The organism is Pseudomonas quasicaspiana (assembly GCF_021147825.1).
Classification (GTDB): Bacteria; Pseudomonadota; Gammaproteobacteria; order Pseudomonadales; family Pseudomonadaceae; genus Aquipseudomonas; species Aquipseudomonas quasicaspiana.
The window spans coordinates 1-13,885 of record NZ_JAGTPI010000049.1 but is presented as its reverse complement, the minus strand read 5'-3'; the positions used below and the strand labels follow the sequence as shown (position 1 = coordinate 13,885).

Sequence of the window (13,885 nt, the reverse complement as noted above, 5' to 3'; positions counted from 1 at the left end):
CGTGCAAATAAAGAGTGTCTGTCAGACCTTCAGCATCTTCGCGGGCGCTTCGCCCAGATCCCAGAACAACCCGGTCGCGGCTTTCAGGCCTTGCTCCACAACACTCTCAAGCAGATGTTCATCCGGCGCGTGCTGTTTGCAGGATGGATAAGAGTGCGGCAGCCAGACCGTCGGCAAGCCCAGTACATCAGCGAAGCAGTGGTTGGGAATCGTCCCGCCCAGGTTCGGCAAAATGCTCACCGGCTCACCAAGACTCCGGCTCACCGACTGCTGCACAAACCCAACCCACGGATGACGTGGATCAAGGCGGGTCGCGGCATACCCGCCCTCGATATTGATCTGCACATCTTCAAAGCCATGCTGATCCAGGTACTTGCGCAGGTTGCTCTCCAGCGATTGCCAGTCAGTACCGTCGACAAAACGCAACTGGCACACCGCTTCGGCCCGCCCCGGAATCGCGCCGATCACTTTGACCGTGCTGCCGGACGACAAGCCGACGACCTCAAGAGTGTTGCAGCCGAACAGTTTTTCGCCTGTGGTCAGGCCCGGTTCGCCCCAGTTCGGGTTGAGCTGCGGGTCAAAGCTTTCGCCCCCCACCGGCAGATCACGGATCAGCGCCGACACGTATTCCGGCATGGGTGCCGGCCGCAGGCATTCAGCGAGTAGTTCGCCCTGAGCAGAAACCAGTGATGACAAGGCGTGGCCCAGCACGATGGCCGGGTTGGTAATAATCCCGCCCCAATTGCCCGAATGACGGCTGCCGTTACCGGTGTCCAGCGTCAGACGGAACTGGCAGACGCCACGGGAGCCAAGGAACAACGTCGGCAGATCGTGTCGTACACGCGGGCCATCGGAGGCCAGAAACAGATCAGCGGCCAGCTCTTCGGCGTTGTCACGGCAGGCTTGTTCAAGACCCGGCGAGCCAACTTCTTCACTCATCTCGAAAATGATTTTCAGGTTGTAGCCGAGCTTGCCTTCGCGCGCCTGCAACACCGCTTCGAGCGCGGCCAGGTTGATGCTGTGCTGGCCCTTGTTGTCGGCCGTACCGCGACCATAAATGCGCCCGTCCTTGATGCTCAATTGCCAAGGGGCAGTGCCTTCCTGCCAGAGTTCGTCCTGGCCGCTGGTGACGTCGCCATGGCCGTAAGTCAGCAAGGTCAGCAACGCAGGGTCTTCAATGCGCCGAGCAAAAAGCAGCGGTGGCTTGCCGCAGTGCGGGTTTTCAACAAAGCGGCAGGTGAATCCCAAACGGACCAGCAATGGTTGCAATTCGATCAGTAAATAGTCACGCAACGGCTGGGCGCACTCAGGGTTCTGGCTCTCGGTACGTTGCGCTACACGGCGGCTCAGGGTCTCAATAAACGCCCCGGAATTGAGGGTTTGAGCGGCAAGTTCAATGGCGTGCTCTCGGGTATGCAAGGGGGTTGAAGACATCAGGATTACCTTTCACGGGGCGTTCAGTCGTGCTGAAAAGCAGCTCGACCAGCAATGAAATCAAGGGTAACGTTGCCGCCTGACTTGCAACAATTATCAAGTTTGCAAGCTATCCTTGCCTTTAGAACAAACCTGATCTGCACAGCGATGAGGCAGCAATAGGGAGCTGATATGCATGATCTGCCGCTGCGTTATTTCCACAGTGTGGCCCGGACCGGTTCGCTATCGGCAGCGGCCGAAGAGCTGCATGTCGCGGTGTCTGCGGTCAGCCGCCAGATCAGCAACCTTGAAGAGAACCTCGGCTTGCAGTTGTTCGAGCGCAAGCCGCGCGGCATGCAACTGACCGAGCCGGGCGAATTGCTGCTGGCCTATGCCACGCGCAACATGCTGGAAGTGAAGAACGTGATCGCCGAAATGCGCGGCGTGAACACCTTGCAGCAGCACCGGATTGTGCTGGCCTGCCCGGAAGGGATGGCGTGGGAATTTTTGCCGAGGGTCACGGCAGAGTTTCGTAACTTCCATCCTGGGGCGAGTTTCGATGTGCACGTGGTGGACGCGGCCCGCGCATCGCAACTGGTCAAGGAAGGTTCGGTGGACATCGCCCTGACCTTCAGTCTGACGCCAACTCAGGGCGTTGAAATATCCCTGAGTTGCGACTCACCCATCAGCGCCCTCATGCCCGCCAGCCACCCGCTGGCCAACCGTGAATCCCTTGAAGTGAAAGACCTGAGCGAATTCCCGCTGGCCCTGCCCTACACAGGCTCGACCCTGCGCTATCTGTTCGATATCGCCTGTCACATGCAGGGCATCAACATCGTGCCCGCCTACACCAGTCAATCGTTGGGCACGATCTATAGCGTGGTTAGGTATTCCCAGGATGTTATTGCGCTGTGCGGCACCGTCACCGTCAATGGCTCCACCACCCGGGACAATCTGGTGCTGGTGCCCATGAGCGATCCTCAGTTACGCCAGCGCAGCCTGCAAGTGCAGATCATGGCCGGACGCAAACTGCCGGTGTTGGTGCGTTACTTTCTGAGTTTTCTGGAAGAGCAACTGGTGACGGCGAGCACAGTCACCAAAGGCTGATGCGGCTCTTGTCAAAAAACTCAACTAACTGATCTGGAATGCTTTTGCGTAGGAGCGCGCTTGCCCGCGATTCGGTGTGTCAGCCGATAAATATATCGGCTGCGCTGACGCTATCGCGGGCAAGCGTGCTCCTACAGGTCCTTCGTTGACGTGCTGTCAGGCCAGCTTCAGCAGTCGACGGATCGCGAACAGGGTGACCAGACTGAGCACACCTGTGACGAGCAGGTAGTAACTCGGCGCGAGGTTGTCGCCGCTGGCACTGATCAGCCACGCGATGATGAAGGGCGTGAAGCTGCCGAACACCGTGGTGCCAATGTTGTAGCTCAGGGCCATGCCGGTGGCGCGCACCTGGGTCGGGAACAGCTCTGACATCAGGGCAGGCAGGCCACCGAAGTAGATCGCCTTGAGGATGCTCATCCAGAACAATACCGCCAACAACACCAGCAACGTCGGGTTGGCTGCCAGCCAGGAAAACGCCGGATAGATACTGAGGATGAAGATCAGCGACGCGCCGAGCATGATCCGGGTACGACCAAACACGTCGGACAGATGACCAATGAACGGCGTCAGAATAGTCAGCACCAGCCCACTGAGCAGCGTGCCCGCAAAGCCGATGGACGCGCTCAGGCCCAGCTGTTTGACGGCATAAGTTGGCATGTAAATGATCACGTAGGTGGCCGACGTGGACAGCATCAGTGCGCCGACAGCAAGTAGCATGCGGTACTTGTGCGCCTTGAACAGTTCTCCTACAGGCGCATGGCTGCGCTCACTTTCCTTGAACTCCCCAGCCTCTTCGATGTGACGACGGATGTACAAGCCGACCGGGCCGATCATCAAACCGAACAGAAACGGAATGCGCCAGCCCCAGGATTCAAGCTGGTCCACCGTCAGCGTGGTAGTCAGTAACAAACCGAACCCTGAAGCCAGCAAACTGCTGATGCCCTGACTGGCAAACATGAAACTGGAAAGCAGCCCTTTGCGTTCCGGAGCATGTTCCACCAGCAAAGCGGTTGCGCTGCCGAACTCGCCACCCGCGGAAAATCCCTGAATCAGACGCGCCAGGAATATCCCGATCGGCGCCCAGACACCGATAGCCGCGTAGGTCGGCATGATCGCAATCAGCAGCGTGCCGAGCATCATCAGCCAGATCGATACCAGCATCGCTGACTTGCGACCGACACGGTCGGCATAGGAGCCCAACACGGCCGCGCCCAAGGGGCGAATCAGGTAAGAGAGTGCGAAAGTACCCAGCGCCAACAGTAGCGATACCGTCTCGTCAGCGGTGGGGAAGAACAGTTTGGAGATGGTGATCGCGAAGAACCCGTAGACGATCAGGTCGAACCATTCCAGAGCATTGCCAATCGACGAGGCGATCACCAGTTTGTACAGCTTGCCTCTGGACATCGGCGGTTTCGCGGGAGACTGGGCCGCTACGTGCGCAGTTGTCATGCGTGGTTCTCCAACTCGTCAAGGAATGGGTCTTTTACCCCTGACGAGGGGGCTGACCTTTGACGTGATGGTAGGGGCGGGCAACCCTTCACACAATTATGCATTTCAGAACATTTCATTGCTCTGAACGCAAAGCGCCGGTGCGATATTTTGGCTTTTTTGAGCGTTATTGGTGCTCACCTCCCCCCTGTAGGTGCTCGTGCGCTCCTACAGGGAGAGGTGGGTTTTGTGGTTTTTACAGCTCCAGCATCAACCCACTCAGGCGCTTTACCTTGCGCCGCAGTGCTTCTTCGAACACGCCTTTGCGCGGTTCGATCAGACTGAACCAGTGTTTGGCGCGGGTGATGCCGGTGTAGATCAGCTCTTTGGTAAGGACCGGATTTAGCGCCTCGGGCAGGATCAGTGCGGTATGGGCGAACTCCGAGCCTTGGGATTTGTGCACAGTCATGGCGTAAACCGTTTCCACATCGTTGAGCCGACTCGGCAAAACGAAACGCACCCCGCCGCTGCCGTCGTTGCGCGGGAAGGCCACGCGCAATACCTGTTTGCCTGCTTCCGGCCCGTCGCGCTCTGGCAGGCGCAAGGCGATGCCAATGTCGCCGTTCATCAAGCCAAGCCCGTAATCATTGCGGGTCATCAACACCGGCCGACCTTCGTACCAATGCTGATCGCTTTCAATCAGCCGGGCTTCGTACAGCGCGCTGGTGATGCGCCGGTTTAGCCCCTCAACGCCCCACGGTCCTTTACGCACAGCGCACAACAACTGAAACGCGTCGAACGCATCCAGTACCGCTCGCGCCCAATACCCCCAACGCTCGTCTTCCAGCGCGGCATCCTGTGGCGGACGCTGCGCGGCCATCACGCCCAGATAATGGCGATAGCCCTGCGGGCCTTCCGAGCCTTGGTCGAGTCCTTCGAGTAGCAGGCGCTCCAGTGAACGGTCCTGCTCATTCTTGAGGGCCAATGCGTGCAAATCCGCGTGGCTACGAGCGGCCAACAAAGCGCGCGCTTCGGTGGACTGCTGCTGATTGACCAGCCGCGCCAATTGCCCGATACCACTTCCTTCGCCAAAGCGCCGCGAGTAACGCAACATCGCCACTTGCTGAGCCAGCGGATGCTGCTGCTCATCGCCTTGCTGCAAACCGGCGCGATTCAAGTCTTCGCCGCTGATTACTTCCAGCCAGCGCTGGGTTTGCGGGCTGTAAAGCCCGGCTTCGGCATCACGGCATAAATCGCCCAATACAGCACCCGCCTCAACGGAAGCCAACTGGTCTTTGTCACCCAGCAGCACCATGCGCGCATGGGGTGGCAGCGCTTCCAGCAGATTGGCCATCATTTCCAGGTCGATCATCGACGCTTCGTCCACCACCAACACATCCAGGGGCAGTAGATTCCCGGCGTGATGACGGAAGTGCCGCGTGCCCGGACGGCTGCCCAGCAAACGGTGCACCGTAGTGACTTCGGCAGGGATTTTCTGACGCACGTCTTCACTGACCGTCAGGCTCTGCACTTGCTGGCTGATGGACTCAGTCAAACGCGCCGCCGCTTTACCGGTGGGCGCAGCCAGACGAATCCGCAACGGCTGACCGGCTTGAACAGCCGGGGCCTGCAATAACGCGAGCAAGCGAACAACCGTGGTGGTTTTACCGGTGCCCGGCCCGCCCGTGATGATGCTGAATGCGCCGCGAGTCGCCAGCGCACAGGCCAGTTTCTGCCAGTCGATCAGCGCATCCGGCGTACTGCTCGGCGGGAACAGTGCATTCAAACGTTGAGCGAGGTCATCAGAAACGGCCTCTCGCTGTGCCAGCCGCTGACGCAAGATCGCGCCGATGCGCCGCTCGTACGTCCAGTAACGGCGCAAATACAAACGCCGGTCAGACAACACCAATGGTTTGCTGGCCGCACTTTCACTGGCGTCATCGCCTCGGGCAACCAACGTGCTGGCCAGCAATGCCTGGCACCATGCGTCACCATCCTGCGCTACCAGCAACTGTGACGGCAGCAGCATCGGGCCGCTTTGCACATCGCCTTCGGGAGGCAATGACAAGGCGAAGTCCGGTTCTTTAAGGGTTTCGTATAGGTCCAGGCAAACATGGCCGTGGCCGAGTTGGTGACTGGTCAACGCAGCGGCCAGCAGAACCAGTGAATCGGCGGACGGATCCAGCTCACTGAGGAACGCCACGAAAGCCTTATCCAGAGCCCGCAGCCAGCCGCGCTCGACCCAACGCTCAAGCAACAGCAGCAGGTCGCGAACGTTGGTCAATGGCGTTAGGTCAGCCAGACTCTGTGCATCCAGAGGGGTGGGCAGCAGTTCAGCGAATGAGCGAGTCATGCGGGTTCTCCGGTCAGGACGAACTCTTCAGTCACTGACTTGCCTTGAAACAGTAGATCCAGACCTTCGATCAGCTCCCGTGGCGGCCGGGTAAACCAGGCGCCCTGACTGGTTGAATAAGCGCCACGCAGGAACACATAAAGTGCGCCGCCCATATGTTGGTCGTAGTCGTAATCGGCGAGACGCGCCTTGAGCTGGCGATGCAGAGCCAACAGATAGAGCACGTATTGCAGGTCATAACGGTTGTCCAGAATCGCACTGGTCATGGCGTCCTGGGTGTAGCTTTCATCGTCCGGGCCGAGCCAGTTGGATTTGTAATCCGCCACGTAATAGCGACCTTCGTGTTCAAAGGTCAGGTCGATGAAGCCCTTGAACATGCCGTTCAAAGACACCGTTTCGGTTGCCGCGCGCGGGGCGTTGTCGTGGGTGTAGCGGCGCACCAGAGCGTCCATTTGTGCGACGTTGACCTTGTGGCAGGCGAACCAGAACTCCATTTCGATGCGGTACTGATTGGGCTGATCCATCGCGCCTAGAGAAACCGGCGTACTGTCGGCTGTCAGCGACAACGGCAAATTCAGAACCTGTTGCAGCCAGCCGCTCAGCGTGTCGATCCAGCCTTCCCAACCACGTCGGTTACAGCGCCGAGCCACAGCATCCTTGAGCTGTTGCGGATCGCTGACGGCCTTGGCAAAACCTTCGTTGCCCGCCCATTCCAACAAACCATGGAGGAAGGTGCCGGGATTAGGGCCGCGTGGAAAACGGTGGATATCACCGCCGCTGACCAGCACTTCACGCGGCGCTTCGGGGTCGAGGCGTTCGTCATCGAACAGCTTTTGCGCTTGCGGGCTGTCCGGTGATTCGTCGCTATCACTACCCGCGGTGATCGTGTCGCCGATGCGCAATGCGCTATAAGAGGCAATCCACCAATTTTCGGCAGCTCGGCGTTTGGGCATGCGCGGTTTGAGCAAGGTTGCTTCATTGCGTGGCGGGCTGAAGGTTTCTGCGGTCGCGGCAGGGACGTCTTCGACGCTGATCCCGTCGCAACCTTCGCCCAGATCGCGTAGCCATGAAGCCAGGCCTGCCGACTCGACCAACGGCATGCCGCCGCCCAGCAGGTAACCCAACGCCGAGCGGTGCAACATCGAGCTGCTGGAATTACCGCGCTTGAGGTCGGCCACGCCCAGCCAACAGGCATATTCAGCGCGGGTCAGGGCCACATAAAGCAGACGTAAATCTTCAGCCAGACGCTCGTTGTCGGACTGTTCGATGAGGGCAGCGGTAGGCTTGAGACTGACTTGCGCCCTACCGTTTTCATCGTGGAAATGCAGTGGTAGACGCGTGCCATCCACCGGTTTGCTGGAGCAAATGAACGGCAGGAACACCAATGGATACTGCAAGCCTTTGGACTTGTGGATGGTCACGACCTTGACCAGTTGCTCATCACTTTCCAGACGCAAAATCTGTTCTTCACCCGCCTGACCGGACATCGCCAGATGCTCGCCCAGATGGCGGATCAACGCCTGTTCGCCATCCAGTTCGGCAGCGGCTTGCTGCAGTAACTCGGACAGGTGCAGCAAGTTGGTCAGGACACGCTCGCCATCATTTCGGGTGATCAGGATCTGCGGCAAATGGAAGTCGTGCAGCAAGCGGCGCAGCATCGGCAATACGCCCTGGTTACGCCAGATCAGGTGATAACCGCGGAACTGCATGACCCGCGCTTCCCACGCTAATTCGTCCTGATTCAAGCGCTCCAGCTCTCCCAGCGGTAACGCCAGGGTGATGCATGCCAATGCGGCGCGCAGGGTACGTTCGGAGTCTGGTTCGGCGCAGGCCTTGAGCCAGGCCAACACGTCATGCGCTTCCTGAGCGGCGAACACTGAATCCTTGTCGGACAAGTAAACGCTGCGCACGCCACGGGCCGACAATTCGCCGCGCACCGCCTGAGCCTCTTTGCCGTCACGCACCAGAATCGCGATGTCGGCAGGCAGCAGGCCTCTCAGGTCTTTATCCACAGCGGCGAAACCGGCGCGGCCTTGTTGCCCGGCGTTAAGCAGCCGGACGATTTCACTGGCGCAACTGGCAGCCAGTTGCTGGCGATAGCTGACGCCGGATACCGGCTGATCACTCGCCAGTTGCCAGACATTCAGGGCAGCCAGCGGTGTGCCGTCTATTTGCAGAGCGTCTTTGCGACCTTGAGAAAGCGCATCCGAGAATGGCACATCGTTCTTGTCGCCTTCGCGAAACAGGAAAGCACCACGCCCTTCCGGACGCTGCTCGGCACGCTGAAACACGTGGTTAACCGCTTCGACCATGGAGTGGCTGGAACGGTAGTTGGTGTCCAGCGTATGCCAGCGGCCAACCGTGGCCTGACGCGCGCGCAGGTAGGTGTAGATGTCGGCACCACGGAAGGCGTAAATCGCCTGCTTGGGGTCGCCGATCAGGAACAACCCGGTTTCGGTGTCGTTTTCTTCAAGGCGATAGATGCTCTCGAAAATCCGGTACTGCACCGGGTCGGTGTCCTGGAACTCATCGATCAAGGCGACCGGAAACTGTTCGCGAATCAAGGTCGCCAGACGCTCGCCGCCTGAGCTTTGCAGCGCAGCGTCGAGCCTGAGCAGCATGTCATCGAAACCCATTTCGGCGCGACGACGTTTCTCTGCTTCGAAGCGCATACCGACCCAGTGTGCAGCATGTTCGAGCACCGCGGCATCGGGTGTCGGCAAGGTATCGAGCGCGACTTTAAGTTCGACCATCGCCTCGAAAGCAGGATGCGAAGGCGGATTGCTCTTCCACGCCTCAGCAATACCGTCGGGCGTCAGTCGGGTGAAGCCGGTGCCCAGATCGAGCTCTTCCAGTTCGTCATCAGCAGCCCAGGCAGTGAGCTTTTCAAACCAAGGCCGGAAATAGCGCTCCTGCATCTTGCGCCCATCGACCACCTTGCACGCCACGCCATCGATGCAGATTGCATGCAGCTCGGCAGCCCAGTTGGTCCACGGCGACTTAAGTGCTTTGAGCGCCTCGCGACGTTGCTGCAGAGAGGCGGTGATCAACTCGGCAGGGTCTTGGGTCGGGACCGCCCGGTCGCTGCCAAAGAGGCTGCGCACCCGAGGTAACAAGGCCGCCGGACCACTCCAATTGGCGCGTACCCAGTTCAGGGCATCGCCACTCATGGGGTAGCAGAACAGTCGCCAGTAGTCGCGTAGCACTTCGCCAAGCAAATCGCTGTGATCGGTTTCCAGGGTCTGGGTGAACAGGCTGCCGCTGTCGAAAGCATGTTCGCGCAGCATGCGCTGGCACCAACTGTGGATCGTCGATACCGCAGCTTCGTCCATCCATTGTGCTGCAATGTCCAGGCGACTGGCGCAGGCTGGCCATTGCTCGGGCGTGAATTGCTCGCGCAGTTCGTTGATCAACTCATCAGGCGCGCTGATTTCTTCGCGAAAGAAGCGTGCGGCTTCGGCCAACCGGATGCGAATCCGGTCGCGCAGTTCTTTGGTCGCGGCATCGGTGAAGGTGACGACGAGGATTTGCGGCGGCAACAGTTCACGGCCAAAACCGGCGACATCACCGCCATGGCCGAGAACCAGACGCACATAAAGCGCCGAAATGGTGAAGGTCTTGCCGGTTCCGGCGCTGGCTTCGATCAGTTGGCTGCCACGCAGCGGGAAACGCAGAGCCAAGGATGCGGTGTGTTGAATGTCGGTCATGCGCTGGCTCCTTCACTTTGCCAAGGCGCGTCGAAAATCGGCTTGTAGAGCGCATCGCACCAGCCAGCAAACTCTTCGCTTTCGATCAGGGCATCGAAGTCCGGAAATTGCCGGGCCAGCGCAGTGCTTTCGCGTCGCTCGCCATCAGTGGTTTGTCCGTCGCCTTCGTAGGCTTTGCGTGCTGCGGCTTCGGCTTTGGTTTCGTCGCTCTGGCCAAGTGAGGCGAAAGCGGTTTTGACTGCGACAGGTAAAGGTCGCTGCATGCCACCGAGCCAAGCCGTGAGCAAGTCATTCAGAGCAGCTGTGGCGAGGGATTTATCCAGCGGGTCCAGCAACAGCGTTTCATCGCTGGCTACCAGTGCAGTGCTCAGCGGCAGCCCGCATGCGCAGCCCACCAGGTGTAAAACCCAAGGACGAATAAGGCGATGCCATTTACGGTTTTTCTTCGAGCCAATGGAGTTCGGAATAGCCGTGATCAGTAAGTACTCGCCTTGAGCGTTGGCATGCAAACCACCTAGCCAACCTTCCAGTCGCACGCCTTGATGGGCATAACTGACCGGCAGCGCACTGCTCAGCGCTTCAGGCCATTTATGAAGCAGGCTCTGATAACGCTGCAGCAAATCCGGCAGCGGCTCGATCAATTCTTCTCGCAAGCTGCTGCCGAAACCCGCCATGGGTAACAGGCCGCTGCCCTGGAGTTTTAATGCCTGTGCCTGCAGCGCCTCGTCAATGTCTTGCGAGCCAGTGAGCGCAGCGTTGAGCAGGCTGTCACTCAGGCTGTAGCGCTCAAGGGCGTCGAGCACAAACGGCTCTTCGTCGGCCAAAGGCGCTTCGGCCACTTCGAAGTAGATCTTCAAACGCTGGCTGAAGAAGTGTTTGACCGGATTCCTGAGGAAGTCCTGCAGTTGAGCCAGGTTCAGGGGTTCGTCTTGTTCGTGGGCAGAGAGTGGCGTTGTTAGCGGCACGGCGACTTTGGTTTCGTGCAGGACCTGCCATTCACGGGCGAAGCTGAAGAAGCCTGTGTTCTCGTGAAAGTATTGCGCGCTGAATGGCTGAAGCGGATGTTCGAGGGTGAGTGCGTGCAGGAGCTGCTGACCCGGATCGCGCTTTTTGCTGTCCATGGGTTCTTGGGCATCTTGGAGTCTCCAGCCTGCGGCGAGGTGATCGCGCAACTGGCCGATCAACACGGATGGCGGACGCTCGCTGTTGTCGCGAATGCTGCGGCCCACCCAACTGATATACAGCTGGTCTCGCGCTGAGAGCAGTGCTTCGAGCAGCAGATAGCGGTCGTCTTCACGACGTGAGCGGTCACCGGGACGGTAATCGCTGCCCATCAAGTCGAAGTCCAGCGGCGGCTGCGCGCGAGGGTAATCACCGTCGTTCATGCCGAGCAAGCACACCAGTTTGAAAGGAATAGCGCGCATTGGCATCAAGGTGCAGAAGTTGACCGAGCCGGCGAGGAAGCGCTGGGACAAACGACCTTGGTCCAGTCCGGCCAGCCAGGCTTCGCGAACTACAGTCAGCGGCAACTCGTCTTGCAGGCCAACCGATTCGCACGTCTCCAGCCAGGTCTCACGCAGTTGCTCCAGTTGAGCGAGCAAATAGTCGTCGTGCTCGCTGTCAGCCAGGAAGAACAATTGCAGCAGCGCTTGCAGGCGAGCGCCCCACTCTGTGGCAACCGCAGGCGAGGACAGCTCGTTGTGGGCGACCTGAAGCGCGTCAATCAACGCCACTAATGGACCGATCAGAGCTGCGTCCAGACCACCGATTTCGTCGTAGGGTTCTATGCCGTCACAGGCAGCACCGGCACCGACCGCATAGCCGAGCAACATGCGTCGTAATCCGAAGTGCCAGCTGTTTTGCTCGAGCGCTGCTGGCAAGCCGAGCCCTTCCCGTTGCTCGGCATTCAACCCCCAACGTACGCCTGCCCCTTCGATCCAGCGATGCAGGGTTGGCAGGTCGCGTTCCTTGATTTTGAAGCGAGCGCGCAGTGCAGGAACGTCCAACAGGTCGAGGATTTCGCTGACCGGAAAACGGCTGTCCGGAATTTTCAGCAGGTGCTCGACAGCAATCAACAATGGCTCGCGACCGCGTTGCCCTTGGTCGGCAAGGGTGAATGGGATAAAGCGGCGGTCTTCGCGATCAATCTGGCCAAATACGGCGCGTATATGCGGAGCGTAGCTGTCGATATCCGGGACCATGACAATCACATCGCGAGGACGTAGATCCGGGTCTTTGCTGAAACGCGCGAGTAATTGGTCATGCAGGATTTCGACTTCCCGCTGAGCGCTGTGGGCGACGTGGAAGCGGATTGAGCGATCTTGCAGTGGATCGACAGCGGGCCAGAGTTCTCGGGTTTCATCGAGCGGCCTTAGCTCAAGAATGTCGTCCTGTAGCTGATTGAGGACCGTATGCGGATCACTCTCGCTGAACAGGTCAATGCGCCCATCTTTGAACGCTGAGCGATAGCTGCCGGGATCGTCGTGGCTATCCAGAAGATTGATGTAGTCACGACCTTGCTTGCCCCATGCAGCCAACAGCGGATGGGCGTGTTGGTGCAGCGCTTGGGGATCAAGTACGACAGGCATTCCGGTTTTGCGAGCCTGACGCTTGTATTGATGACGCAGTAAATCCTTGTCGGCGACGATGTCGGCCCAGTGGTGGCGACAAGGGTTATGGACACAGAGCAGCACTTGGCTGAATCGGGCTAAACCCGCCAATGCTTCCAGGGCCTGAGCGGGCAGAGAGGAAATACCGAAGACAATGACCCGAGCTGGTAGACCCTCCGGGGCTTCATTCATATGGGTGATGCGTTCGATAAAGCGTTGATGCACACCTGCTCGGCTTTGGGCCATGCCTTCGGTGCCCACATCCAGGAGCAACGCACGCCACAACTCAGCTTGCCAGCAATTCGCCGGGGTCAACGGCTTGGCTTCGCCTCTGACGTTACGCAATTGGTGGCGACCTGCAGCCCAGTCTTCCAGCCAGTCGGCGCGATACACCTGGTATTGGTCAAACAGGTCGGCCAAGCGCTCGGACAGCTGATAGCGCTTGCGCAGATCAGTGTCGTTAGTCAGGAAGCGGCTTAGCGGTTCAAAGTGTGGCTGGTCGATCAAGGCGGGTAGCAGACGCATCAGACGCCAGGTCAGCGGCGCCTTGTCCAATAGTGACGCGGCCGGGATTTCATCCTTGCCTAATACCGATCGATACAGCTGCCACATGAAGCTGCCGGGTAGCTGGACGTCGATTGCTGCTGCAATACCGCAGCCGCCCAGATCTTCGTCTTCGGCATCTTCAGCCAAGGCCAGCTTCAACCATTGGGCAATGCCGTTGCTTTGTACCAAGGCGATTTCGTTTTCCAGAGGCGAAAGCGGATAGCGGCGCATCCAGGATACAACCAGACTGCGCAGGTCATCCAGGCGATTGCCATGAACCACCATGAAACCGGCGCTGAGAGAGGTTGTTACAGGCATGAATGCTTCCTTGGCTGGAGAGTGCGGCGTGGAAAAACTGTAGCCGAACCTTAAAGCAAAACGGAGGGGAGGTAGGAGGGAATTTGCGGGTGAATTGTCGCTGGCCTACCGAGCTTGGCGCATAGACGGTAGGAGCGAACTTGTTCGCGAAGGGGCGGTACATCCGCAGCTTATGTATCGCCTGACATATAGCCTTCCCGAATGAATTCGGTCCTACCCGGTAGCGAGTGGTGTGCCAGGTTCAACGCGTGGTCGTCCGTCACGGGCAAGCGCGCTCCTACGGCTAATCCTTTTTCTTCGCGCACAAACAAAACCCCTGAACGCGTAAGCGATCAGGGGTTCTGGAATTTAATCTTGACGATGACCTACTCTCACATGGGGAAACCCCACACTACCATCGGCGA

At 59.0% G+C, this 13,885-nt stretch carries 6 protein-coding genes; 1 reads left to right on the top strand and 5 read right to left on the bottom strand.

Annotated features, from left to right (window positions below; all coding sequences use genetic code 11):
- Positions 1-21: 21 nt before the first annotated feature.
- Positions 22-1,434: a M20 family metallopeptidase gene (locus KDX30_RS22380; RefSeq protein ID WP_406643965.1), complete on the bottom strand. Its 1,413-nt coding sequence runs from the start codon at positions 1,432-1,434 to the stop codon at positions 22-24.
- Between the two features lie 171 nt (positions 1,435-1,605).
- On the opposite strand from KDX30_RS22380, the gene KDX30_RS22375 reads away from it, so the two are divergent.
- Entirely contained in the window at positions 1,606-2,520 is a 915-nt protein-coding gene (locus KDX30_RS22375; RefSeq protein ID WP_231677524.1) for a LysR family transcriptional regulator, read from the top strand.
- A gap of 156 nt (positions 2,521-2,676) precedes the next feature.
- Here KDX30_RS22375 and KDX30_RS22370 read toward each other — a convergent pair whose 3' ends face one another.
- The 4 genes from KDX30_RS22370 to recC all read right to left on the bottom strand — a co-directional run bounded on the left by KDX30_RS22370 (position 2,677) and on the right by recC (position 13,481).
- The gene (locus KDX30_RS22370) at positions 2,677-3,969 is read right to left on the bottom strand and encodes an MFS transporter (RefSeq protein ID WP_027897897.1); all 1,293 of its coding nucleotides are present in this window, start codon (positions 3,967-3,969) and stop codon (positions 2,677-2,679) included.
- Positions 3,970-4,204: 235 nt separating this feature from the next.
- Positions 4,205-6,301: an exodeoxyribonuclease V subunit alpha gene (gene recD, locus KDX30_RS22365; protein WP_231677523.1), complete on the bottom strand. Its 2,097-nt coding sequence runs from the start codon at positions 6,299-6,301 to the stop codon at positions 4,205-4,207.
- Complete coding sequence (recB, locus tag KDX30_RS22360) at positions 6,298-10,008, bottom strand: exodeoxyribonuclease V subunit beta (protein WP_231677522.1); 3,711 nt, start codon at positions 10,006-10,008, stop codon at positions 6,298-6,300. Before recB ends, recD begins: the two co-directional genes overlap by 4 nt.
- Complete coding sequence (gene recC / locus KDX30_RS22355) at positions 10,005-13,481, bottom strand: exodeoxyribonuclease V subunit gamma (protein WP_231677521.1); 3,477 nt, start codon at positions 13,479-13,481, stop codon at positions 10,005-10,007. Before recC ends, recB begins: the two co-directional genes overlap by 4 nt.
- Positions 13,482-13,885: the final 404 nt, after the last annotated feature.

Bases quoted from the DNA above. Each gene is read 5' to 3' on its own strand.
- KDX30_RS22380 (WP_406643965.1), bottom strand. From the start codon at position 1,434: ATGTCTTCAACCCCCTTGCATACCCGAGAGCACGCCATTGAACTTGCC.
- KDX30_RS22370 (WP_027897897.1), bottom strand. From the start codon at position 3,969: ATGACAACTGCGCACGTAGCGGCCCAGTCTCCCGCGAAACCGCCGATG.
- KDX30_RS22375 (WP_231677524.1), top strand. From the start codon at position 1,606: ATGCATGATCTGCCGCTGCGTTATTTCCACAGTGTGGCCCGGACCGGT.
- recB (WP_231677522.1), bottom strand. From the start codon at position 10,008: ATGACCGACATTCAACACACCGCATCCTTGGCTCTGCGTTTCCCGCTG.
- recC (WP_231677521.1), bottom strand. From the start codon at position 13,481: ATGCCTGTAACAACCTCTCTCAGCGCCGGTTTCATGGTGGTTCATGGC.
- recD (WP_231677523.1), bottom strand. From the start codon at position 6,301: ATGACTCGCTCATTCGCTGAACTGCTGCCCACCCCTCTGGATGCACAG.